This is a genomic window from Streptomyces sp. GL_148 (genome assembly GCF_057834205.1).
Window position 1 is genome coordinate 919396 of record NZ_CM174396.1, and the last position, 22760, is coordinate 942155.

Below are 22760 nucleotides of genomic sequence, written 5' to 3' on the forward strand. Positions count from 1 at the left end.
CCTGAGGACGTCGATAAGTCGACATGAATGATGCGCGCGCCCACTGGGCGACGGCTGCGGGAGCCGTCCGCAGCTCAGGGAGCCGCAGGGAGCCGCAGGGAGCCGCAGGGCCGGGCGAAGCCTCCGGGGCCGCGCCGGCCCCGGAGGCTTCGCCGCTACCGGCCGCCGCGCAGGGTTTCGATCTCGCGGCGTTCGCGCTTCGTCGGGCGGCCCGCGCCGCGGTCGCGGATGCCGACCACCGCCGCCTCCACCGGGGTCGGCGGCGGCGGGCTGTTGTCCGTCAGGCATTCCGCGGCGGCCGGGGCGCCGACCCGCTTGGACACCGGGCGCCGGACCACCACGATGCGTTCCCGCCCCGCATGGAAGAGGCGCACCTCGTCCCCGGCCCGCACCGCCTGCGCCGGCTTCGCGCGCTCCCCGTTGACCCGCACGTGCCCCGCCCGGCACGCCGTGGCGGCGATCGCCCGCGTCTTCGTCAGCCGGACCGACCAGATCCACACGTCGACCCGCGCCGACCCCGACCCCGCACCTGCGGTTCCCTCTTCAGCCATGCCCCGACTGTAGCGAGGCGAGCGGGGCCGGGCCGAGCCCGTAGAAGCGGAATGGCTTTTGGCGGTTCCAACAAGGGTGGTGGTATCTGCCATGGATATCATCCCAATGGAATTGCAAATGCGGCACACGTGCCCCTACCTTGTCGCACATGCAGTCCTACACCATCGGTCAGGCGGCGCGCCTTCTGGGCGTCAGCCCGGACACCGCCCGCCGCTGGGCCGACGCCGGCCGCGTCGCGACCCACCGCGACGAGGGCGGTCGCCGGCTGATCGACGGCCGCGCCCTGGCCGCCTTCTCCGTCGAGGTGGCGCAGGGGGCCCACGCCGAGGACGGCGAGACCTACACCTCGGCGCGCAACGCCTTCCCCGGGATCGTGACCGCCGTCAAGCTCGGCGACGTGGCCGCCCAGGTCGAGATCCAGGCCGGTCCCCATCGCCTGGTCTCCCTGCTCACCCGGGAGGCCGTCGACGAGCTCGGGCTGCAGGTCGGCATGCGGGCCACCGCCCGCGTGAAGTCCACCAGCGTGCACATCGACCGCGCCTGACCCCGCCTGACCCCGCTCAGCAGCACCCAGTTCAACACCGCTCAGTACGACGCGTCCCCACCCGCTCCGCCCGTCCCCGGCGCGGGGTCACCACCGCGCGGATCCGGCACCAGGCCGGCCGCCGACCCGACCGAGGAGCACCAGCTCATGTCCCCGATCCTGCCGCTGAACCGCCGTACCGCCGCACTCACCCTCTCCGCCGCCCTGCTGGTGCCGGCGCTCGCCGCCTGCGGCAGCAGCGACGACAAGAAGGACGGGGCCGCCGCCTCCCCGAACGCCGCCTCCGGGTCCGCCGAGCCCAAGGCCGCGAACCTGACGGTGCTCGCCGCCTCCTCCCTCACTGACGTCTTCAAGGCCGCCGGCGCCGCGTACGAGAAGGCCCACCCGGGCACCAAGGTCACCTTCTCCTTCGCCGGTTCGCAGGAGCTCGCCGCGCAGGTCAAGCAGGGTGCCCCGGCCGACGCGCTGGTCACCGCCGACACCAAGACGATGGACGGCCTGAAGGCCGAGACCAACGACCCGGCGGTCATCGCCAAGAACCGTCTGGTCATCGCGACCGGCAAGGGCAACCCGTTCAAGGTCGCCGGTCTCAAGGACCTCGCCGACACCAAGCTCAAGGTCGTGCTGGCCGCGCCCGAGGTCCCGGTGGGCCGCTACAGCAAGCAGATCCTCGACGCCCAGAAGATCGAGGTGAAGCCGGTCTCCCAGGAGCCCAACGTCCGCGCCGTGCTGAGCAAGGTCGAGATGGGCGAGGCCGACGCCGGTCTCGTCTACAAGACCGACACCCTCAAGTCCGGTGACAAGGTCGTCGTCGTGGACATCCCGGACGCCGAGAACGCCGTGGCCTCGTACCCGGCCGCCTCGCTCAAGGGCTCCAAGAACGCCGAGGCCGCGGCCGCGTTCGTGGCCTGGCTGAGCACCCCGGAGGCCCAGAAGATCCTCCAGGACGCGGGCTTCCAGAAGGCGTGACCGCCTGACGGGTCCGGTGACGGAGAGGGACTGCCTGGTCCGGGGGGACGGGCAGTCCCTCTTCGTTTGCCGCCCTTCGCATTACGCTTCACACGCCTCCCGGGCCTCCCGACGTCCCCGGTGGCGTCCCGACGTCTTCGGCCAGGAACCCACATGAGCAGACTCCGTACCCGTCGCGCCCGGCCCCCTGTGGCTCTGGCGCTCCCCGCGCTGCTCGCCGTGGCGTTCCTGCTGATGCCGCTCGTCGGCATCCTCACCCGTACCCAGTGGAGCGATCTCGGCTCGCACCTCACCAGCCCGGGTGTGGTCGAGGCGCTGCGGCTCTCGCTGGTCGTGTCCCTGTGGGCGCTCGGCTTCTCCCTCCTCCTCGGGGTGCCGCTCGCCTGGCTCCTGGCCCGCGTCGAGTTCAAGGGCAAGGCGCTGGTGCGCTCGCTGGTCCTGCTCCCCATGGTCCTGCCGCCCACGGTCGGCGGTGTGGCCCTGCTGCTCGGTTTCGGCCGGCGCGGGCTGCTCGGACCCTGGCTGGAGGGCACCTTCGGCATCACGCTGCCCTTCCACACCTCCGGCGCGGTCGTCGCGGCCACCTTCGTCGCGATGCCCTTCCTCGTGATCAGCCTGGAGGGCGCGCTCGCCGGGCTCAAGCCGAGCTACGAGGAGACCGCCGCCTCCCTCGGTTCCACGCCGCTGCGCGTGTTCTTCACCGTGACGCTGCCGATGGTGGCCCCGGGCCTGGTCGCCGGAGCCGCGCTGACCTGGGCGCGGGCGCTCGGCGAGTTCGGCGCCACCATCACCTTCGCGGGCAACCTGCCGGGCACCACCCAGACCCTGCCGCTCCAGGTCTACCTGCTGCTCCAGGACCAGCCCGAGGCCGCCACCTCCGTGTCCCTGCTGCTCCTCGCGATCGCCATGGCCGTACTCATCGCCCTGCGCGGGAGGTGGACGGGGACCCCCGTCGCCCGCAAGGACGCCGGTGCGCCGGTGGTCGCCGAGGAGGCCGCCGGCCCGGATCCCGTGAGCCCCGTACCGCCCGGGGCTCCGAGCTCCCCCGCGTCCCCGGCGCCCTCGCCGACGGGGCCGGCCGAGCCGACGGAGCCGTCGGCCGGGACCTCCGCCGAGGGCGGGCACTGGCCGCTGCACGCCACCGTCACCGGTTTCAACGACCTCACCCTCGACGCCGAACCCGGCACCACCATCGCCGTCGTCGGCGAGAACGGCGCCGGCAAGACCACCCTGCTGCGCGCCCTGCTCGGCCTGACCCCCCGCGCCCACGCCGAGCTCCGGCTCGGCGACGCCGATGTGACCGACCTGCCCCCGCACCGGCGTCAGGTCGCCTGGGTCCCCCAGGACGGCGCACTGTTCCCGCACCTGAGCGCGCTCGCCAACACCTCGTACGGGCTGCGCGCCCGCCGGGTGCCCCGGGCCGCGGCCCGGGCCGAGGCGCAGGCCTGGCTGGACCGGCTCGGTGTCGGGCACCTCGCCCACCGCAAGCCCGCCCAGCTCTCCGGCGGGCAGGCCCAGCGGGTGGCGCTGGCCCGCGCGCTGGCCGCCCGGCCCCGGCTGCTGCTGCTCGACGAGCCGCTCGCCGCCCTGGACCAGACCACCCGCGCCCGGGTCCGGCACACCCTGCGCACGCATCTGGCGGGCTTCGGCGGGGTGTGCCTCATCGTCACGCACGACCCCGTCGAGGCGGTGTCCCTGGCCGACCGGGTCCTCGTACTCTCCGACGGGCGGACCCTGCAGGACGCTGCGCCCTCCGAGGTGACCCGGCACCCGCGCTCCCCGTGGGTGGCCCGGATGCTGGGGCGCAACGCCTGGCCCGGTACGGCCTCGGCCCACGGGCTGGAACTCGCCGCCGGGGGCCGCCTGGTGGTGGCCGAGGCGCTGCCCCCGGGGGCGCGGGCCCTCGCGATCATCGCCCCCGAGGCGGTGTCCGTGCACCGGGACCGCCCGGGCGGCAGCCCTCGTAACGTATGGCCCGGCACCGTACGGGAGATCACCTCGGTCGGCAGCCGCCTGCGCGTGCTGGTCGGCTCGGACCAGGCGCCCGACCTCGTCGCGGAGATCACCCCCGAGGCCGCCGCCGAACTGGGAATCGTCGACGGCGCCGCGGTGTGGACCAGCGTGAAGGCGACCGAGGTCACCCTCGTACAGCTGTAGCGAACACGCCCACGGCCTAGGCGCCCACGTAGGTCGCCAGGTGGTCGCCGGTGAGGGTGCCACGGCCCTCGACCAGGGCGGCGGGGGTGCCCTCGAAGACGATCCGGCCGCCGTCGTGACCGGCGCCGGGGCCGAGGTCGATGATCCAGTCGGCGTGCGCCATGACCGCCTGGTGGTGTTCGACCACGATCACCGACTTGCCGGAGTCGACGAGGCGGTCGAGCAGGCCGAGGAGCTGCTCGACGTCGGCGAGGTGCAGGCCGGCGGTCGGCTCGTCGAGTACGTAGATCCCGCCCTTGTCCGCCATGTGCGTGGCCAGCTTGAGCCGCTGCCGCTCGCCGCCGGAGAGGGTGGTCAGCGGCTGGCCGAGGCTGAGGTATCCCAGGCCCACGTCCGCCAGCCGCTCCAGGATCTTGTGCGCGGCCGGGGTGCGCGCCTCGCCGGCGCCGAAGAACTCGGCGGCTTCGGTGACCGGCATCGCCAGGACCTCGCTGATGTCGCGGCCGCCGAGGTGGTGTTCCAGCACCGAGGCGTGGAAGCGCTTGCCCTCGCACTCCTCGCAGGTGGTGGAGACGCCGGCCATCATCGCCAGGTCGGTGTAGACGACCCCCGCGCCGTTGCAACCGGGGCAGGCGCCCTCGGAGTTGGCGCTGAACAGGGCCGGCTTCACGCCGTTGGCCTTGGCGAAGGCCTTGCGGATCGGGTCGAGCAGGCCGGTGTAGGTGGCCGGGTTGCTGCGCCGGGAGCCGCGGATCGCGCCCTGGCCGACCGAGACCACGCCCTCGCCCGCGGCCCCCGCCCGATGCGGCAGCGAGCCGTGGACGAGCGAGCTCTTGCCGGAGCCGGCGACGCCGGTGACCACGACGAGCACCCCGAGCGGTACGTCGACGTCGACGCCCCGCAGGTTGTGCGTCGTGGCGCCGCGGATCTCCAGCTTTCCGTTGGGCTCGCGCACCGCCTCCTTGAGGCTCGCGCGGTCGCCGAAGTGCCGGCCCGTGATGGTGTCGCCCGCCCGCAGACCCTCGACGGTGCCCTCGAAGCAGATGGTGCCGCCCCCCTGGCCCGCGCCGGGGCCGAGGTCGACGACGTGGTCGGCGATCGCGATGGTCTCCGGCTTGTGCTCCACGACGAGCACCGTGTTGCCCTTGTCGCGCAGCCGCAGCAGGAGACCGTTCATCTGCTGGATGTCGTGGGGGTGCAGGCCGACGGTGGGCTCGTCGAAGACGTAGGTGACGTCGGTGAGAGAGGAGCCGAGGTGGCGGATCATCTTGACGCGCTGGGCCTCGCCGCCCGACAGCGTGCCCGAGGGCCGGTCCAGCGAGAGGTAGCCGAGCCCGATCTCCACGAAGGAGTCGAGGGTCTGGCGGAGCGTGGCGAGGAGCGGGGCCACCGAGGGCTCGTCGAGGTCGCGCACCCACTTGGCCAGGTCGCTGATCTGCATCGCGCAGGCGTCGGCGATGCTGATCTTCTTGATCTTCGAGGACCGGGCCCCCGCGCTGAGCCGGGTGCCCTCGCAGTCGGGACAGACCGTGAAGGTGACCGCGCGCTTCACGAACGCCCGGATGTGCGGCTGCAGCGCCTCGACGTCCTTGGACAGCATCGACTTCTGGAGCTTCGGGATGATGCCCTCGTAGGTGAGGTTGATCCCGTCGACCTTGATCTTGGTCGGCTCCTTGTGGAGCAGGTCGCTCAGTTCGCGCTTGGTGTACTTGCGGATCGGCTTGTCCATGTCGAAGAAGCCGGAGCCGCTGAAGATGCGGCCGTACCAGCCGTCCATCGTGTAGCCGGGGATGGTGAGGGCGCCCTCGCCGAGCGACTTGGTGTCGTCGTACAGCGCGGTGAGGTCGATGTCGTTGACCGAGCCGCGGCCCTCGCAGCGCGGGCACATGCCGCCGGTGATGCGGAAGCTGCGCTGCTCCTTCACGGTCTGCCCCGCGCGCTCCACGGTGACCGCGCCGGCCCCGCTGATCGAGGCCACGTTGAAGGAGAAGGCCTTGGGCGATCCGATGTGGGGCTTTCCGAGCCGGCTGAAGAGGATGCGCAGCATCGCGTTCGCGTCGGTGGCGGTGCCCACCGTCGAGCGGGGGTCGGAGCCCATCCGCTGCTGGTCGACGGTGATCACGGTGGTCAGTCCGTCGAGGACGTCCACCTCCGGCCGGGCCAGGGTCGGCATGAAGCCCTGGACGAAGGCGCTGTAGGTCTCGTTGATCAGCCGCTGCGACTCGGCGGCGATCGTGTCGAACACCAGGGAGCTCTTGCCCGAGCCGGACACGCCGGTGAAGACCGTGAGCCGGCGCTTGGGGATCTCGACGCTGACGTCCTTGAGGTTGTTCACCCGCGCACCGTGTACGCGGATCAGGTCGTGGACGTCGGCGGCGTGCGGCTCGGGTGACTGCGCGCCCGTCCTCGTGACCTTGCTCATCGTGTCTCCATACTGTTGGGCTGACGCCGCGCTGTCGGGCCGGCGCCGCCTGCGCGGTCGCGGCAACGCTCCCCTGTCTACCCGATCGGCGGTGTCATCCGGGAGCGGCGCCAGGTAGGAGAGGCGGTGGATCTCAGGGCGTGCGGGGCTGGTGGAACCGGATCATGTTTCCGGCCGGGTCGCGGAAGGCGCAGTCCCGGACCCCGTACGGCTGGTCGATCGGCTCCTGGAGGACGTCACCGCCGGCGGCCCGGATGCGTTCGAAGGTGGCGTCGCAGTCGTCGGTGCTGAAGATGACACCGCGCAGCAGGCCCTTGGCCAGCAGTTCCGCCATGGCCTCCCGGTCGGCGGACGAGGCGTTCGGGTTCGCGACGGGCGGTTCGAGGACGATGTCCACGTCCGGCTGCGCGGGCGATCCGAGGGTGACCCAGCGCATCCCCGCGAACCCGACGTCGTTTCGGACCTCCAGACCGAGGACGTCCCGGTAGAAGGGGAGCGCCGTTTCGTGGTCGTCGACGGCGATGAAGCACTGCGAAAGGTTGATATCGTCCATGGGTTTCACGCTAGGGGCGGGTGGGCGGCCGGTGCTTCTCCGTTCCTGACGGGTTTCACCGGCGGCCGGCCGGCAGTACGGAGAGCCAGTCGCCCGCCGCGAAGGCGCCGATCACGGTGCGGCCGGTGCGCGGTGCGACGACGGTGAGCACGCCCTCGGCGCGGCCGGCCGCGAAGCGGGGGGCGCCGACGGTGATGACGCGTACGGCTCTACGACGGCCAGCGCGCCCGTGCCCGGCTCCCGGGCGGACTCCGCGAGGCCCGCGCGCAGGGCCGTGATCCGCTCCAGCCCGTCCGGGCCGAGCGGGGCGCCCGTACCCCGGATGTCGAAGAAGTCACCGTTCACGGCGGCGACCACGCGGCGGCCCGGCCCGGCCGGGTGGCGGGGGCGACCTGCCGGGCGGTGCGGGCCGGCTCGATCCCCTCGCGCTCGAGGGCGCCGGGGCCACGGGCAGCGCGGTGAGCAGGGGCCGGCAGCATGACGGGCAACAGCGGGCGCAGGGTGGACATTCAGGCAGGCTCATCCGGCTCCATGCGTATGAGTACATGAACACAGCGCGAGTCCGGCGGGTATCAGCCATTCGCCCGCACCCGTCCCGGGAAGCCGTCCACTCGATCCAAGCCGTTCAAAGGTGCGGTCTGAGACCTTGGCCCGGCCATAGCTTCGACCGTGATCACATGGCGGCGGGCCGGCGGGCCTTCTGCCCATGTCACCTGTTCCTGGGGGTACCACTTCATGTCCATCAGCGCGACCGGCTCGCCGCCGCCCGTCGACCCCGCACAGCAGAGACCGCCCCGGGCGCCCTCCCCGCAGGTTCCCACCCCGGAGCCCCTCGGCCCGCTGCGCCCACCCGGTGGGCTCGCGACGGCGACGACCGTCCTGCTCGCCCTCTCCGGCCTGTACGCCCTGCTCCTGGCCGGAACCGGCCTGTACCTCGGCTCGGCCCTGCGCGCCGGGAGCTACCCGGACGCGGGAACCGACGACGGCGGCACCCTGCCGGACACCTTGATGGCGCTGGCGCGCCTCATGGAGATTCCGCTGCTGGTCATCACTGCGGTCCTCTTCGTCAGCTGGTTCCACCGCGTCCACCACAATGCCCTGGTGCTCGGCCCGGACGCGGTCACCCGGTCCGCGGCCTGGGCCATCGGCGGCTGGTTCGTACCCTTCGCCTTCCTCCGCATCCCGTACAAGATGGCGAAGGAGATCTGGACCGCCAGCCTCCCGCCCGGGCCGGACGGCGCCCAAAGTCCCGTCTCGCACGCGCCCATCACCACCTGGTGGCTGGTGTGGATCACCGCACTGTTCGCCAACCGCGTCTACGACACCCTCTACGGCCGCGCCGACGACGCGGACGGGCTCGCCACCGCCGCCACCGCCGAAGCCGTGTACGGCGTGGTGCTGCTCGCGGCCTCCGTCCTCGCGATCCGCTTCGTGCGCGGGCTGACGGCGATGCAGCTCGCCAAGGCCGCGCAGGGACCCTCCGCACCCGAATAGCCCGCGAACCCGTTTCCGGCTCCTGCTCCCGCTCCCGCTCCCGCTCCCGCTCCCGCTCCACCACCCGCCCCTGCGGCCCGGCGCCTACACCGCTCCGGGCTCCGGAGACGGGGGGACGGGAGCCGGATGGGCAGGGCCCGAGTCGGCCGGAGCCGCATGAGCGGGAGTCGAGTCGGCCGGAGCCGGGTGGGCCGGAACCGCGTGGGCGGGAGTCGGGACGGCGAACTCGCACCAGACGCACTTCCCGCCGCCCCGAGGCTCCACTCCCCAGGCATCCGCGAGCCGGTCCACCAGCATCAGGCCGCGCCCCGACACCGCCAAGTCGTCGGCCTCCCGGCGCCGCGGCAGGGCGCTGCTGGTGTCCTCCACCTCGATCCGGATCCGGCCCTCCGGGGTCAGCCGCATGCTGACCCCGCCGACTCCGTCCGTGTGGACCAGCGCGTTGGTCATCAGCTCGTCCGCCGCCAGCTCGATCTCGTCGGCCACGTCCCACGCGCCCCACGCCGCGGCGGCCGCCCGGATCAGGTGGCGTGCCATCGCCGGGGCGTCCGGGTCCCCGGGGGTGAGCCGGTGGCGCAACGGGCCGCTGCCGCGCGGGAGCGGGGTGCCGCGGCGGCGCAGCAGGAGCAGGGCCATGTCGTCCCCGCCGCCCGAGTCCCCGACCAGGTCGCACAGCACGTCGGCGAGTTCCTCCACGTCGGCCGGTCCGTCCCGGACCGCCTCCATGAGCTCGCGCAGACCGGCGTCGGGATCCCGGCCGGGCCGTTCGGTCAGCCCGTCCGTGCACAGCAGCAGGGTGTCCCCGGGGTGCAGTTCGAGGCTGGTGACCGGGTATCCCGTACCGGCGGCGCCGGAAGCACCCGGGTCACCGGAGGGACCCGCGCCGGGCGCTCCCGGCTCGCGCGCCGGCAGGCCCAGCGGCAGCCCGCCCGCCGCCTGCACCCGGTGGCAGCTGCCGTCGCCGCGCCGCACCACGGGGTCGAGGTGCCCGGCGCGGACCAGCCGGGCCATGCCGCTGGTGAGGTCGATGTCGGCGTACGTGCAGGTGGCGAAGCGTTCCGTCTCCAGGTCCCGCAGGAAGGCCGAGGCCCGCGCCATGGCCGCGCCGGGGGTGTGGCCCTCGGCGATGTACGCGCGCAGGGCGATGCGCAGCTGGCCCATGACGGCGGCGGCGTCCGTGTCGTGGCCCTCGACGTCGCCGATCATCACGCCGACCCGGCCCTCGCCGAGCGGGACCACGTCGTACCAGTCGCCGCCGATGTCCCGCCCCATCCGGGCGGCCCGGTACCGTACGGCGATCACCGCACCCGCCACCTCCGGGATCCGGCGCGGCAGCATGGCCTTCTGGAGCCCTTCGGCGAGGTCGTGCTCCTGCTCGAAGAGGATGGCGCGCTGGAGGCTCTGCGCGATGCCGCTGCCCAGCGCCATCAGTACGTTGCGCTCCTCGGCGTTGAAGTCGCCCTCCCGCGTGTAGAGCAGTCCGAGCGCGCCGACGGGACGGCCCTGCGCGATCAGGGGCAGGTAGACGCCGCTGCGGACGGACAGCGGCTCGATGTACGGCCACAGGTCCGGGTAGCGCTGCTGGAACTCCTCGCGGGAGCCGATGAACACCGGCCGCATCGTCCGTACGGCCTCGCTCAGCGGCAGCGGCGCGTCGATCCGCGTGTACTCGGTCTCCGGTACGTACGCGCCCAGCTGCCCCTCCGCGACCAGGTGGATCCGGCCGCCGTCGACCACGCCGAGCATGACGCTGACCGCGCCGAGGTGGCCGAGGGCCTCGGGGTCCTTGAGGACGTCGGTGACGTCGTTGACCGTGCGCGCGTGCGCCAGGATCGCCGTGGTCCGCTCGACGACCCCGGTCATGCGGCGCCGGCCCTCGTCCCGCTCACCGGCCGCGCCGGGCTCGCCGGGGTCGTGGACGGCGTCGCGGACGATCCCGATGATCCGGTACGGACGCCCGTGCGGGTCCCGCAGGATGCGGCCCTGGACATGGGTCCAGCCCGGGGCTCCCTCCCGATCGCGGCTGCGCACGTAGGCCCCGTAGTGACTGCGGCCGGCCTTCAGCGCCTGCGCGACCCGCGCGTCTAGCTGGGCCTCCTCGCCGGGCGCGAGGCGGATCCGCAGTCCGGCGGGGGTTCCCGCGAACTCCTCGGGGCGCAAGTCGAGGACCTCGAGGGCGGTGGTGTCCAGAAACATCTGCCCGCTGTCGAGGTCCCAGTCGAAGGTGCCCATGCGGTTGAGCGCGAGGCTCGTGTCCGTCCGGGCAGGCCACTCGACCTGGGGGGTCACTCCCCTTTCGGCCACACCTTCAGGGTCTCACTCTTCGGCGGTGTGCGCCGGTCTGCGGGAGCTTGCCGCGGGCGGGGCGGGGAGGACACGGGTTCGCAGTGAGCGAAGGACGGATGCGGTGTGTCGACGGGGCCCCGCATCCCTCGTGCGCTAGCGACCGCCCGGGACGCCGAACACCGGGACGAAAAAGGGCCAAAGTCCCGGCCTGTCGTGACTTTCGCCTAATGGCCGACTTGTACGATTTCGCGAAGATCGATCCGTTCATGATCATCTTTGCTGGCGTCAGGAACCCCCGGGCACGGGGTCGTTGACGCCCATGGCTGTGTGGGGTGTGGCTTGTCGCAAGCGCCGAAGACGACCGGAGAACCGGCCGGAGCACCGAAGGGAGGAGTGGAAGGAGGACCGGAGGGACGGGTGGCGGGAGGGACGGAAAGGGCGCAGGAAGCGGCGCAGGAAGGGGCGCAGACCCCGGGCCGAATATCCGCCTCGCTCGCCGACTCCGACTCCGACCCCGAATGCGATTCCGGTGGCGACGGCGACGGCTACCGCGGGGCCCGCACCGGGCGCGGGAGTCTGGTCGTGCGGCCGTACCGGGATCCGCTCGTCCTCGGCCCGCTCTTCCGTGACGAGGAACGGCCAGTCGCCCGCGCCACGGCCACCGTCACCGTCCGCCCCGACGGCTCCGGCACACCGGGCGGCCCGGCCGGTCCCGGCCGACCCCACGGACTCGGCGCACCCGGCGGAGCCGGGACTTCCGGCAGCAGCCCCGACCACCCCCGCGGACGCCGCGGACCCGCCGAGCCCGACACCCTCCGGCAGGCGGCCGTCCACGCGGCGATACCCCGGCCCGCCGGACCGGCGACGGCATGGCCGGCCGCCCCGCGGACCCTCCCCGCCGTACTCGACCCCGAGCTCACCGAACGCCCCGCGCGGGCCTGTTCGGGCTGGTGGGCCCTGCTCGCCGCCGCTCTGGCCACGGCCGGCGCCGCCGTCCTCCCGCGGTTCGAGGAGCTCCGCCCCTCCACCTCCCCCACCGAGGCCTGGCCCCTGGCCGTCGTCGCGTGCTGCGCGCTCCTCACGCTCGCCGCGCTCTGCGGACTGCGGCGCGGCCGCGCCGGCCGGGCCTGGTCACTGACCCTCTTCGGCCGCTACCGCGGCACGATCCGCCGTACCGGCCTCATCTGGTCCAACCCGCTGCCCCGGCACACCCGCGTCGACGTACGGCTGCGCCACTGGCGCAGCGAGCCGCTCTGCGTCGTCGACTCCGAGGGCACCGCGCTGCGGGCCGTGGTCCTCGTCGTATGGCGGGTCAGGGACACCGCCCGCGCGCTGCTCGCGGTCGACGACCACACCGCGTACCTGAGCGGGCAGGTGGAGTCCACGACCGCCCGGGTGCTCTCCCGGATGCCCGCCGACTCCTTCGGCCCGGAAGCGGCCGAACCGGAGACCCTGCGCGACACCGAGGCCGTCGGCGACGAACTGACCCGGCTGCTCGCCGCCGAGTGCAAGGCCGTCGGCGTCGAAGTCTTCTCCGCCCGGCCGCTGCACGTCGAGTACGCCCCCGAGGTCGCCGCCGCGATGCAGCGCCGCCGGGTCGCCTCGATCGACGCCCGGCACCGGGACTCCGTCCTCACCTCCGTGCTCGACGCCGTCGACGACACCGTTCACCGGATGTCGGACCGCGGGCTCGTGAGCCTGGACGACTACGAACGCAAGGCCCTGGTCAAGGACTTGACCGTGGCCTTCTACACGGCACGCGGCCCTGCCGCCGACGCCCGTTGAAGCACCCCCGATAAAAAAGCCCCCGATGGATAAGGAACCATGCATGCGCACGCCCGAGTTCACCGAAGAAATACCCGACAGCTGTGACTGCACCGGCTGCGCGCGCGGCACGACGGCCATGACGGCCGCCGCGGCCCGCCGCCGCCGCTGCACCCTGCGCGGCGCCGTGGTCGCGGCCGTCGGCGCCACGCTGCTGATGGGCACCGGAGTGGGCACCGCCTCCGCCGAGCCGGCGCCGGCACACGCGGGCTGGGACGGCTCGAAGTACTGGTACAAGGACGCGACCGGCTGGTGGCGCTGGACCCAGCACTACAGCAAGTACGTGGCGAACAGCGGAGGTTCCTCCGCCGGCGCCTCCTCTTCCTCTTCTTCCTCCTCGGCCTCCTCCGTACGCACCTCCGAGCCGACCTTCCGCGGCCGCGCGGGCTGGGACGCGACGGACCGCGTGTACTGGTACAAGGACGGCACCGGCTGGTGGCGCTGGACCCAGCACAAGGACAAGTACGAGCGCTTCGCCGGCGGCTCCGGATCCAGCTCCGGCTCTTCCTCGGGCTCGTCCGGCTCCTCGGGCTCCTCCGGCGCCCCCATCCGCCAGGGCACGGAGGGCGCCATCTCCTTCGCCAACCGCCACCTCGGCGACCCGTACGTCTGGGGCGGCAACGGCCCCCGCGGCTGGGACTGCTCGGGCCTGGTCCAGGCCGCGTACCGCTCCGCCGGGATCTCCCTCCCCCGCGTGGCCTCCGACCAGTACCGGGTCACCACCCCGATCTCCCGCTCCCAACTGCGCCGCGGGGACCTGGTGTTCTGGACCTCGAACGGCAGCGCCTCGGGCATCCACCACGTCGCCGTCTACCTCGGCGGCGGCAAGTACATCGAGGCCCCCCGCCCGGGCAGGCAGGTCCGCGTCTCCAGCTTCAGCGCGTACAACCCGAACATGTACGGGCGCGTCCGCTAGCAGCCGCCCCCGCGCGACGGCTGAACGAGACCTCCCCGAGGGCCACCGGCCCTCGGGGAGGTCTTCGTGTCCGGCGGGACCCTACCGGCTGCCGTTACCGGCGGCCGGACCGCCATCCGAGCCCTCCTCGTTACCCGCTCCGGGCCCGACCGGGGAGGGCGAAGGCGGCGGGGGCGGGATCAGCGAGGTGACCGGGGGCGGCGGGGGCGACGGCGGCAGCACGGGCCGCACCTCGGTCGCCGGGGGCTCGGGAACCACCGGCGCCGCCGAGGAGATCTTGGGCGGGGCCGGAGGCTGCGCTTCCGACGAGCTGAGCGAGGGCGACGGCACCACCGCGCTCTTCGAGGGCGACACGGACGGCGTCGGCGAGGTCGCCCGCCGGTCCGCGGACGGTGAGGTGGAGGCCGACTCGGACACCGACGGCGACTCGGACGGGGACTCCGAGGGAGACTCCGACCCGGTCACCGACGCCGACACGGACTCCGAAGGCGACTCGGACGGGGACTCGGAAGGCGACTCGGAAGGCGACTCGGACGGAGACACCGTCGGAGACGGCGAGGTCGGCGACGGGGAAGTGACCGTCGGAGACGGCGAAGTGAAGGTCGGGGACGGCGAAGTGAACGTCGGCGACGGCGGCGGGGTGGTGAAGATCGGGGTCGGGATCACCGGCGGCGGGATCGGCCTGTCGTGGCGGCCGCGGTGGTCGCCCCGGTCACGCTCGAACCAGCGGTGGTCGTGGTAGTTGTAGATCACGAACTTGTTCACGATGGTCACGGACGGGGCGATGACCACGACCCGCGAGGGCTGGTACGAGGTCCAGGGCTGCCCGAACCGCTTCGGGTTGGCCTTCAGCGCCACCGGCGGCCCGAGCGGGTTCCCGCAGGCGCAGCGCACCCGCGGCACCCCGCGGTCGTCCACGAGCACGGCGGTCCCGGCCTGGAGGACGGACTGGTAGGTGGTGGAGCGGCCGTCCACGTAGCCGTGGTTGGTGACCCGGGTGTCCACCCGGAGCTGGACCGGGGTGAGGGAGCGCAGGTACCCCGGCACGGCCGTCGGCGCGATGCCGAGCGACGAGGCGAAGGCCGCGTTCTTGGCGGGCTGCGCCGAGAGGACCCGGATCTGCTTCTCGACGTCGCAGGCGGGCACGGCCGGCGTGCCCCCGTACAGCTCGGGCGAGGCGCCGCTGACACTGCGGGTCGCCGTGGTTCCCGTGGGCGACGGGGCCTTCGACTCGGGCTTCGTCCCCTTCGTCGGGGGCGGCGGGCTCTCGGGCGGGGCCGTGGCCTGCTTGGCGGCGGTGGACTCGGTGAAGGGGTCGGGCCCGGACGCCGCCGCGGGCTGCAGGAAGACCTCGTTGCCCGCGGAGGTCGAGGTGCCCCCGCCGCCGGTGGGCCTGGTCAGTACGACGGCCAGGGTCACGGCGGCGGCGAGGGCGACGATCGTGGTGGCCAGCCGGGGAACCGAGCGCCACCAGGCCTTGTGCGGGGGCTCGGGCGGTCCGGGGGGCACCCCGCTCCCGGATCCTCCGGGAGGGGCCGGCGGCGGAGGTGGCGGGGGGCCTTCCCGGCCCCCTGACAGGGGCCCGGAGGGCGGGCCCGTGGGGCGCCCGGACGAAGACGACGGCGGCTGCGAGGGCGGCTGCGACGGCTGTGACGGCCACGGCGGCTGCTGGCCGGAGGGTTGAGTGGTCACGGGCTCTTCTTCCCAGGCGGAGGGGTTCCGGTCCCCTGTGGACGTTCCGCTGCGGACCCTGTGGACTGCGGGCCCTGGACTCGGACCCTGCGGCCCCTTCGGACCCTTCGGATCTGCGGACCCTGCGGGTCTTCGGACCCTTCGGACGGTGCTCCGTGGACGTTCCGTTATGGAACTTCCGCGGATCATCAGCGGAAATCTCCGGATTTAGTGCACTCCTGGCGACCATTGTGTGCGCCGTCCGGGTGGTGGCCGCAAGCGGAGCTGCCTACGGTGGCAGGGTGAGCCATACAACGGCACCGGCCGCGCGAGCCTGGCGCGACGCCCTCGTCGCAGTCCTGGCGGGCTTCGTGGTCATGGCGGCCGTCGCCTCCGCGGGGCTCGCCCTCGCCGGCGCCGGCGATCTGCCCGGCGGCGCCTTCCCGCACGTGGTGGCCGCCGTCGTGCTGATGGCCGCGGGCGGCTCGGTGGACGTGACGGGCGGGGCCGGCTTCCTGGCGGGGGCCGACGCGAGCCTGTCCGTACTCCCCCTCTCCGTCAGCCTGGCCGGCGCCCTGACCACCGGCTGGCTCTTCCTGCGCCCCCTGCACAACCGTGCGGTGGCCGGCGCGCGCGAACTACTCGCCCGCGCCGCGCCCTTGGTGCTGCTGTGGCTGGTGGCGCTGACCGGCGTCGCCCTGCTGGCCCGCCAGGACTTCGCGATCTCCACAGGCGATTCGATCCTCGGCGACATCGGTGAAGTCCTCGATGCCGGCCCGACGGTGGGCTTCGAGGCCGCGATCCCCGCCACCCTCGGCTACGGACTGCTGTGGATCCTGGGCCTGTTGCTGATCTCCCTGCTGGTGTCCCGGCGCGCGCCGCTCCCCACGGGGCTGGTCCGCTTCCACGCGGCGGTGCGGCCGGCGGCGTTCGCCGTGGTCGCGCTGCTCCTCGCGTACGTGGTCGTCGGGATCGGCGTCGGCCTGGTGGTGGCGGCGACCCGGGGGCATGCGGACCGCACCCTGGCCGTGATCCTGCTGGGCCTGCCCAACCTGGTCTGGCCCGCCCTCACGCTCGGCTTCGGCGGGGCCTGGGAGGGCAAGGCCGAGGGGCCGTTCGGGCTGCCCGTCCCCAAAGTCCTGGACGAGGTGCTGCGCGCCACCGGCCAAGGCTCCGGCTCGGACCTGTCGACCATCGACGTGGCCTCGCTCGCGGAGCAGGACTCCCGGGCCTGGTGGCTCGTCGTCCTGGCCGTCGTCCTCCTGCTCGGCGCCGGCGCGCTGGCCGCCGCCCGCTCGCCCGTGCACGTCCGCCCCTGGCAGCACGCCCTCCACCTGGCCGTCGCCCTGGCCCTGGCCACCCTGGTGGTCTGCCTGCTGGCCCGGATCCAGGCCCAGTTCGGCCTCTCCCTGCTGGGCATCGGCGACGTCTCCGGCCTCAGCGGCAAGGTGGAGCTGAGTCCGCTGCTCTGGCGTACGGTCGGCCTCGCCTTCCTCGCGGGCGCGGTGGCGGGCTTCCTCGGCGCCCTGCTCCCCCGCCGCCGGGGCGGACCCGGCCGCCGGGAACCCGCCGAGCCGGCCGCTCCCGCGGCCCGCTGACCCGGCCGCCACCCGGCCACCCACCCCGGCCACCTGTTGCGCCGTTCGAGTGAACAGGCGCAAATCGGCTCATCGGGGGATCGTTTCCGCATGACACGCTCGCCTCCGTGAACATGACCAAAGGCCTGTTCCGGCCGCTTCACGCCGCTGGCCTGATCGCCCTCTCCGCGCTCGCCCTGACCCTCTCCACCGCCCTCCCCACCCAGGCGACCGGCCCCGGTGCACGCCACCTCTCCGGCGACACCGGCCGCAAGGACGCCTCCGCCCAGGCGGTGTCCGTCAGCAGGGTGTTCTGTCCGCGCGGCACGGCCGTGCAGTCCGGCGGGTACTCCACCACCCACTGGGACCACGGCCGCGACGGCACGCTCCGGCACACCGTCCTGGCCTCCCACCCCGTCGTCGACGCGGACGGCCGCAAGGGCTGGTACGCCTCGGCCGCGCACGCCGAGGTCACGGCCCACGTGGTGTGCACGCCCGCCCCGGACCACGACAGCGACGACTAGAACCAGGATCCGAACCAGAACCAGAACTAGAACACCGGCAGCGCCCACCTGGGCGGCGGTGGCGGCGGCCCGTCGGAGGCCGCCCGGGCGGGCGCGCGGACGAACGCCGCCACGCCGGGACTCGCGCCCTCCCCCGCACCCGCCCGCCGCAGCGCACCCGTGAACTCCAGGCAGCTCCCCCACCGGTCCTCGGGCGCCTTCGCGAGGGCCCGCGCCAGCACCTCGTCCACCCCCGGCGGGAGGCCTTCCCGCCGCGAGGACACCGCCGGCGGCGGATCGTACTGGTGGGCCCAGAGCAGCGCCATGTCGTCGTCGCGCTCGAAGGGCGGGCCGCCGGCCAGGGTTTCGTAGACCACGCATCCCAGGCTGTAGACGTCGCACCGGCCGTCGACCGGCTTCCCGGCGATCTGCTCGGGCGCGACGTAGTCCAGGGTCCCGACGAACTGCCCGACGCTCGTGAACCCGGTCAGCGACAGCGATTTCTTCGTCAGCCCGAAGTCGGTCAGGTAGACGTGCTCGGGGTGTTCGCTGTCGGTGCCGCCCGCGACCAGGATGTTGCCGGGCTTCACGTCCCGGTGGACCAGGTCGTGGGCGTGCGCCGCGTCCAGCGCCGAGGCGACCTGGCCGGCGATCCGGGCCGCCGCCTCCACGGGCAGCGGGCCCGTGCGGTCCAGCATGGCCCGCAGGTCCTGGCCGGCCACGTACCGCATGGCGATGTAGAGCATTCCGTCGGTCTCCCCCGCCTCGAAGACGGGCACGATGTGCGGGTGGTCGATGGCCGCCGCGACCTTCGACTCGTGCGCGAACCGCTGCCGGAAGACGTCGTTGCGCGCGAGTTCGGGCGCGAGCAGTTTCAGCGCGACCGTCCGGTCCAGCCGTACGTCGTGCGCGCGGTAGACGACCGCCATCCCGCCGCGCCCGATCTCGGCCTCCACCACGTACCCGGCGATCCGCCGCCCCCGCAGGTCGGACTCACGCCCGCGGAACGGCTCCGCAGCCGGATCGGAGCCCATCAGCGCGCCTCGGGCCCGGGCAGCTCCACGATCTTCGTGGGTTCGTGCGGAACATGCGGAACACCTCGTACGTCGCCACCGCCCTCGGTGTCGGCTTCCTCCGGCGGGGCCTCCCGCGCGGCCGGGGCACCGGGTCCCGCGACGACCGCGTAGGTGGCCAGGCGGCTCCCGTCCCCGTACATCCACCGTCCCGCCGTCTCGTCGTAGAGCCACACGGACTCCCCGTCGACGACGACGCCGACCCGCAGTCCCCGCACGGAGCGCCGGAAGGATTCGGGGTCGAGCCGCCCGGCGGCGAGATCGGTGACGGCCCGCCGGTAGCGTTCCAGTTCCTCGGCGGACCGGGTGAGCAGCGGCTGCGGGTCCTCGACGCGTGTCAGCGGGTGCCCGCCGGTCGGCGGGGGCTGCGGCACGGCGAGGAGCAGGCGTCCGTCCACCCAGGCGGACCACCCGTTGGCGCACAGGATCTCCCCCCACTCCCCGCGCCGGGACAGCAGCCGTACGGGGAGGAAGGCGTCGAGCGCCGCCGTGGGGCGGGACAGGTCCGGGGTCTCCCAGGCGGGGAGTCCGTCCTGCGGGACGATGTGGGTGGGCCGGAATTCCGCGGCTTGGCCGGGGCTGGTCATCGCGGCTACTTCCGCATGATGGCCGGCTCGTGGCGGCGCAGCACCCGGCCCACCAGGACACCGAACAGCACGGCCAGGCCGGTGAGCATCGCCACCTCCGTGAGCCACAAACCGGGCTTGTGGTCGAACATCGGATCCTGCGTGATCTTGCCGGGCACGATGGCGCCGAGGTCGATGGTGGCCGACATCGCGCCCATCGCCCAGCGGGCCGGCACGAACCAGGCGAACTGTTCGATGACGGGGACCCCGGTGAGTTTCAGCAGGGAGCCGCAGAAGACGACCTGCACGATGGTGAGCAGGACGAGCAGCGGCATGGTGACCTCTTCCTTGGACACCAGGGCGGAGATCAGGAGTCCGAGCACCATGGCGGTGACGGACAGCAGGGCGACGACGAAGGTGATCTCGATCAGCGGGGGCAGGAAGAGGCCCTTGCCGCCGGGGGCGTTCGTCTTGACTCCGGCGAGGCCGACGAGGGTGAGGACCACCGCCTGGGCGATGGTGATGGCGCCGAGGACCACCACCTTGGACATCAGGTAGGCCGACCGGGAGAGCCCCACGGCTCGTTCGCGCTGGTAGATGACGCGTTCCTTCACCAGTTCGCGGACGGCGTTGGCGGCTCCGGTCAGGACGCCGCCCACGCACAGGATGAACAGGGCGTTGAGCGCCGTCTCCGGGCCGAGTTCACTGCCCGCCAGTGCGCGGGCCATCGCGCCCATGACGAACGGCAGGGCGACCATGATGATCAGGAAGGTGCGGTCGGCGCTGAGCACGGCGGCGTAGCGGCGGATCAGGGTGGACAGCTGCGAACCCCAGCTCTGCGCCTTGGGCGGCGGCTTCGGCGCGATGCCCGCGGCCCGTTCGCCGGCCCCCGCGAGCGGGACCCGGCCGGCGACGTCGACATAGCGGCTGTACAGCGGTGAGGTCCGGTGCTCCCCGGCCCAGTCGCGCTCGCGCTCGTTCTCGAAGGCTTCGAAGGCCTCGGGCCACTGCTCGAAGCCGAAGAAGCCGAGCGCCTCGTCCGGAGGCCCGTAGAACGCGATGCGGCCGCCGGGCGCGAGGACCAGGAGGCGGTCGCAGACGCTCAGGTTGAGCACGCTGTGGGTGACGACGATGACGGTGCGGCCGTCGTCGGCGAGCCCGCGCAGCATGTTCATCACCGAGCGGTCCATGCCCGGGTCGAGCCCGGAGGTGGGCTCGTCCAGGAAGAGCAGGGAGGGCTTGGTCAGCAGTTCCAGGGCGACGGAGACCCGTTTGCGCTGGCCGCCGGAGAGGCTGTGGATGGGCTGGTCGGCGCGCTGCTGGAGGCCGAGTTCGCCGATCACCTCGTCGACCCGGGCCTCGCGTTCGGCCTTGGCGGTGTCCTGCGGGAAGCGCAGCTCGGCGGCGTAGACGAGGGCGCGGCGCACGGTGAGCTGCGCGTGCAGGATGTCGTCCTGCGGGACGAGGCCGATGCGGCTGCGCAGTTCGGCGTAGTCCCGGTAGAGGTCGCGGCCGTCGTAGAGGACGGTGCCGTGGTCGGCGGGGCGCAGGCCGGTCAGCGCCCCGAGCAAGGTGGACTTGCCGGCGCCGCTGGGGCCGACCACCGCGAGCAGGGAGGTGGCGCCGACGGGGAAGGAGACGTGGTCGAGGAGGGTCTTGCGGCCCTGGTCGACGGCCACGCCGAGGTCCTGCACGTCGAGGGAGACCTCGCCGGTGTCCACGTACTCCTGCAACTGGTTCCCGACCAGGCAGAAGGCGGAGTGGCCGATGCCGACGATGTCGCCCTCGCCGATGGCGGCGGCGCCGGCGAGGCGGGCACCGTTGAGGTAGGTGCCGTTGTGGCTGCCGAGGTCGGCGATCTCGTACCTGCCGTCGGGGCGGGTGCGCAGTTCGGCGTGGTGGCGGGAGACGACGAGGTCGTTGATGACGAGGTCGTTGTCGGGGGCGCGGCCGATGCGGACGGCGGCCCGGTCGGCCAGCGGGCGGACCGAGGTCGGCTGCCGGAAGGTGCTGGTCCTGTCCGGGCGGGAGACCGAGGAGGGGCGGGAGGTGGCGGCCGGTTCGGCGAAGCGGACGCGCGGGCCGTCGGCGGCGCTGCCGAAGCGCAGTTCGCTGCCGACGCCGACCGCCCACTCGCGGATGCGGTGGCCGTCGACCCACGTGCCGTTGGTGCTGTCCTCGTCCTCCAGCGTCCAGTGGTCGCCGTCCGGGCGCAGCACGGCGTGGTGCCAGGAGACGCGGGCGTCGTCGAGGCAGATCTCGCAGAGGGGGTCCCGGCCGACGTGGTACGTCCGGCGCGGGCTCATCGCAGTGGAGCCCCTGTCCGTTTCCAGGAGGAGCTCTGGCGCGGTCGGCACACCGGGACGCTGGGCCATGGGGCGATTTTCCCACGATCCGGCGCGCCCGGCATAACCGCAGGTCAGGCGGGCGTTATAGGTAATGACAACGGTCCCCGTTGCAGCCTTTGCCCATCGCGGCGAGGTGCGCTTCACTTCAGGCCATACGGATACGCGGCCGCCGGATACGCCGCCACCACGCCGGATACGTACAAGCGCCGTCGGCACACCACGACTCACGGGGGACACCATGAGCGCGCACGATCACGCGCCGCACGACCACGACGCCGGCGGCCACGAGACCCACGGCCACGGGGGTCACGGGGGTCACGGAGGCCACAGCCACGGTGTCGCCGCCGACGCCGACCGGCGCTGGCTCGGCATCGCCCTCGGCCTGATCGCGGGCTTCATGGCCATCGAGGTGGTCATCGGCGTCCTGGCACACTCGCTGGCCCTGATCTCCGATGCCGCGCACATGCTGACGGACGCCGTCTCGATCGTCCTCGCGCTGATCGCGATGCGGCTGGCGGCCCGGCCGGCGCGCGGCGGATTCACGTACGGCCTCAAGCGCGCGGAGATACTCTCCGCCCAGGCCAACGGCCTCACCCTGCTGCTGCTGGCGGTCTGGCTGGCGTACGAGGCCGTACGACGGCTGCTCGATCCGCCGCCCGTGGAAGGCGGGCTGGTGCTGGTGACGGCGCTCGCGGGCATCGTCGTCAACATCGCGGCGGCCTGGTGCATCTCGAAGGCGAACCGCACCTCGCTCGCGGTGGAGGGCGCCTACCAGCACATCCTCAACGACCTGTTCGCCTTCATCGGAACCGCCGTCGCCGGTCTGATCGTGCTCACCACCGGCTTCCGGCAGGCCGACTCGATCGCCTCGCTCGTCGTGGTCGTCCTGATGGTCAAGGCGGGCTACGGACTGGTCCGCGAGTCCGGCCGGATCCTGCTGGAGGCCGCCCCGGCCCACGTGGACCCGGACACGGTCGGCGACCGCCTGGTCGGGCAGCCCCCGGTCACCGAGGTCCACGACCTGCACATCTGGACCATCACCTCGGGGCAGGCCGCGCTGTCCGCGCACGTGCTGGTGGCCCCGGAGGGCGACTGCCACGCCGTGCGCCGGGACCTGGAGGCCCTGCTGGCGAAGGAGTACGGGATCACGCACACCACCCTCCAGGTGGACCACGTCCAGGACTCCCTCCTCACGGTGGGCCGCCCCGGCGAGGACCGGACCGACACGCACTGCTCGGACGCCCACGGCCCGGTCCACCGCCAGGGTCCACACGACCACTGAGCCGCTGCCTGAGCCGTGCCCGG

18 protein-coding genes and 1 pseudogene are annotated in these 22760 nt (G+C 73.3%); 9 read left to right on the forward strand and 10 right to left on the reverse strand.

From position 1 onward, the window contains the following. Positions 1 to 155 precede the first annotated feature (155 nt). Positions 156 to 551 carry an RNA-binding S4 domain-containing protein gene (locus AC3IYI_RS04160; RefSeq protein WP_243340813.1) on the reverse strand — a complete coding sequence of 132 codons (396 nt, stop codon included), beginning with the start codon at positions 549 to 551 and terminating at the stop codon, positions 156 to 158. 149 nt (positions 552 to 700) lie between these two features. Between AC3IYI_RS04160 and AC3IYI_RS04165 the strand changes: the two genes are divergently transcribed. The 3 genes from AC3IYI_RS04165 (at position 701) to AC3IYI_RS04175 (ending at position 4222) form a co-directional block, all read left to right on the forward strand. Beyond that, complete coding sequence (locus tag AC3IYI_RS04165; RefSeq protein ID WP_489408906.1) at positions 701 to 1096, forward strand: TOBE domain-containing protein; 396 nt, start codon at positions 701 to 703, stop codon at positions 1094 to 1096. Positions 1097 to 1243: 147 nt separating this feature from the next. Next, complete coding sequence (gene modA / locus AC3IYI_RS04170; protein WP_489408907.1) at positions 1244 to 2065, forward strand: molybdate ABC transporter substrate-binding protein; 822 nt, start codon at positions 1244 to 1246, stop codon at positions 2063 to 2065. A 153-nt stretch (positions 2066 to 2218) separates the two neighbouring features. Continuing rightward, positions 2219 to 4222, forward strand: a complete 2004-nt coding sequence (locus AC3IYI_RS04175; protein WP_489408908.1) for an ABC transporter permease — start codon at positions 2219 to 2221, stop codon at positions 4220 to 4222. Positions 4223 to 4238: 16 nt separating this feature from the next. Here the strand turns inward: AC3IYI_RS04175 and AC3IYI_RS04180 are convergent, their stop codons facing one another. The 4 genes from AC3IYI_RS04180 to AC3IYI_RS04195 form a co-directional block, all read right to left on the reverse strand. After that, positions 4239 to 6644, reverse strand: coding sequence for an ATP-binding cassette domain-containing protein (locus tag AC3IYI_RS04180; RefSeq protein WP_489408909.1), 2406 nt, complete (start codon positions 6642 to 6644; stop codon positions 4239 to 4241). A 133-nt stretch (positions 6645 to 6777) separates the two neighbouring features. Beyond that, on the reverse strand, positions 6778 to 7197 hold the full coding sequence (locus AC3IYI_RS04185) for a VOC family protein (RefSeq protein ID WP_489408910.1): 420 nt from the start codon (positions 7195 to 7197) through the stop codon (positions 6778 to 6780). A 111-nt stretch (positions 7198 to 7308) separates the two neighbouring features. Then, positions 7309 to 7542, reverse strand: a complete 234-nt coding sequence (locus tag AC3IYI_RS04190) for a hypothetical protein (RefSeq protein ID WP_489408911.1) — start codon at positions 7540 to 7542, stop codon at positions 7309 to 7311. After that, complete coding sequence (locus tag AC3IYI_RS04195) at positions 7539 to 7706, reverse strand: hypothetical protein (RefSeq protein ID WP_489408912.1); 168 nt, start codon at positions 7704 to 7706, stop codon at positions 7539 to 7541. Before AC3IYI_RS04195 ends, AC3IYI_RS04190 begins: the two co-directional genes overlap by 4 nt. Positions 7707 to 7932: 226 nt before the next feature. Here AC3IYI_RS04195 and AC3IYI_RS04200 point away from each other — a divergent pair, with 226 nt between their 5' ends. Continuing rightward, entirely contained in the window at positions 7933 to 8691 is a 759-nt protein-coding gene (locus AC3IYI_RS04200; protein ID WP_489408913.1) for a DUF4328 domain-containing protein, read from the forward strand. A gap of 84 nt (positions 8692 to 8775) precedes the next feature. Here the strand turns inward: AC3IYI_RS04200 and AC3IYI_RS04205 are convergent, their stop codons facing one another. Next, positions 8776 to 10923 carry a SpoIIE family protein phosphatase gene (locus AC3IYI_RS04205; protein ID WP_489411879.1) on the reverse strand — a complete coding sequence of 716 codons (2148 nt, stop codon included), beginning with the start codon at positions 10921 to 10923 and terminating at the stop codon, positions 8776 to 8778. 471 nt (positions 10924 to 11394) lie between these two features. On the opposite strand from AC3IYI_RS04205, the gene AC3IYI_RS04210 reads away from it, so the two are divergent. Continuing rightward, on the forward strand, positions 11395 to 12762 hold the full coding sequence (locus AC3IYI_RS04210; RefSeq protein ID WP_489408914.1) for an SPFH domain-containing protein: 1368 nt from the start codon (positions 11395 to 11397) through the stop codon (positions 12760 to 12762). Between the two features lie 43 nt (positions 12763 to 12805). Then, entirely contained in the window at positions 12806 to 13717 is a 912-nt protein-coding gene (locus AC3IYI_RS04215; protein WP_489408915.1) for a C40 family peptidase, read from the forward strand. A gap of 390 nt (positions 13718 to 14107) precedes the next feature. On the opposite strand, the pseudogene AC3IYI_RS04220 reads toward AC3IYI_RS04215, so the two are convergent. Beyond that, positions 14108 to 15295 (reverse strand): annotated as a pseudogene (locus tag AC3IYI_RS04220) (DUF6777 domain-containing protein); the annotation flags it as partial. Positions 15296 to 15690: 395 nt separating this feature from the next. Between AC3IYI_RS04220 and AC3IYI_RS04225 the strand changes: the two are divergent. Both AC3IYI_RS04225 and AC3IYI_RS04230 read left to right on the forward strand, forming a co-directional pair. Continuing rightward, entirely contained in the window at positions 15691 to 16986 is a 1296-nt protein-coding gene (locus AC3IYI_RS04225; protein WP_489408916.1) for a streptophobe family protein, read from the forward strand. A gap of 107 nt (positions 16987 to 17093) precedes the next feature. Next, positions 17094 to 17489, forward strand: coding sequence for a hypothetical protein (locus tag AC3IYI_RS04230; protein ID WP_489408917.1), 396 nt, complete (start codon positions 17094 to 17096; stop codon positions 17487 to 17489). A gap of 26 nt (positions 17490 to 17515) precedes the next feature. Here AC3IYI_RS04230 and AC3IYI_RS04235 read toward each other — a convergent pair whose 3' ends face one another. The 3 genes from AC3IYI_RS04235 to AC3IYI_RS04245 are packed head-to-tail and all read right to left on the reverse strand — an operon-like array spanning position 17516 to position 21482. Then, positions 17516 to 18502: a serine/threonine-protein kinase gene (locus AC3IYI_RS04235; protein WP_489408918.1), complete on the reverse strand. Its 987-nt coding sequence runs from the start codon at positions 18500 to 18502 to the stop codon at positions 17516 to 17518. Continuing rightward, positions 18502 to 19128, reverse strand: a complete 627-nt coding sequence (locus AC3IYI_RS04240; protein WP_489408919.1) for a hypothetical protein — start codon at positions 19126 to 19128, stop codon at positions 18502 to 18504. Before AC3IYI_RS04240 ends, AC3IYI_RS04235 begins: the two co-directional genes overlap by 1 nt. A gap of 5 nt (positions 19129 to 19133) precedes the next feature. After that, positions 19134 to 21482, reverse strand: coding sequence for an FHA domain-containing protein (locus AC3IYI_RS04245; protein WP_489408920.1), 2349 nt, complete (start codon positions 21480 to 21482; stop codon positions 19134 to 19136). 211 nt (positions 21483 to 21693) lie between these two features. Between AC3IYI_RS04245 and AC3IYI_RS04250 the strand changes: the two genes are divergently transcribed. Beyond that, positions 21694 to 22737: a cation diffusion facilitator family transporter gene (locus AC3IYI_RS04250; protein WP_489408921.1), complete on the forward strand. Its 1044-nt coding sequence runs from the start codon at positions 21694 to 21696 to the stop codon at positions 22735 to 22737. The last annotated feature ends 23 nt before the right edge of the window (positions 22738 to 22760 follow it).

What these genes read in the sequence shown, in the direction of transcription:
- AC3IYI_RS04160 (WP_243340813.1), bottom strand. Translation starts at nt 551, where the DNA reads ATGGCTGAAGAGGGAACCGCAGGTGCGGGGTCGGGGTCGGCGCGGGTC.
- AC3IYI_RS04215 (WP_489408915.1), top strand. Translation starts at nt 12,806, where the DNA reads ATGCGCACGCCCGAGTTCACCGAAGAAATACCCGACAGCTGTGACTGC.
- AC3IYI_RS04165 (WP_489408906.1), top strand. Translation starts at nt 701, where the DNA reads ATGCAGTCCTACACCATCGGTCAGGCGGCGCGCCTTCTGGGCGTCAGC.
- AC3IYI_RS04180 (WP_489408909.1), bottom strand. Translation starts at nt 6,644, where the DNA reads ATGAGCAAGGTCACGAGGACGGGCGCGCAGTCACCCGAGCCGCACGCC.
- AC3IYI_RS04245 (WP_489408920.1), bottom strand. Translation starts at nt 21,482, where the DNA reads ATGGCCCAGCGTCCCGGTGTGCCGACCGCGCCAGAGCTCCTCCTGGAA.
- modA (WP_489408907.1), top strand. Translation starts at nt 1,244, where the DNA reads ATGTCCCCGATCCTGCCGCTGAACCGCCGTACCGCCGCACTCACCCTC.
- AC3IYI_RS04200 (WP_489408913.1), top strand. Translation starts at nt 7,933, where the DNA reads ATGTCCATCAGCGCGACCGGCTCGCCGCCGCCCGTCGACCCCGCACAG.
- AC3IYI_RS04175 (WP_489408908.1), top strand. Translation starts at nt 2,219, where the DNA reads ATGAGCAGACTCCGTACCCGTCGCGCCCGGCCCCCTGTGGCTCTGGCG.
- AC3IYI_RS04240 (WP_489408919.1), bottom strand. Translation starts at nt 19,128, where the DNA reads ATGACCAGCCCCGGCCAAGCCGCGGAATTCCGGCCCACCCACATCGTC.
- AC3IYI_RS04195 (WP_489408912.1), bottom strand. Translation starts at nt 7,706, where the DNA reads ATGTCCACCCTGCGCCCGCTGTTGCCCGTCATGCTGCCGGCCCCTGCT.
- AC3IYI_RS04185 (WP_489408910.1), bottom strand. Translation starts at nt 7,197, where the DNA reads ATGGACGATATCAACCTTTCGCAGTGCTTCATCGCCGTCGACGACCAC.
- AC3IYI_RS04250 (WP_489408921.1), top strand. Translation starts at nt 21,694, where the DNA reads ATGAGCGCGCACGATCACGCGCCGCACGACCACGACGCCGGCGGCCAC.
- AC3IYI_RS04205 (WP_489411879.1), bottom strand. Translation starts at nt 10,923, where the DNA reads ATGGGCACCTTCGACTGGGACCTCGACAGCGGGCAGATGTTTCTGGAC.
- AC3IYI_RS04235 (WP_489408918.1), bottom strand. Translation starts at nt 18,502, where the DNA reads ATGGGCTCCGATCCGGCTGCGGAGCCGTTCCGCGGGCGTGAGTCCGAC.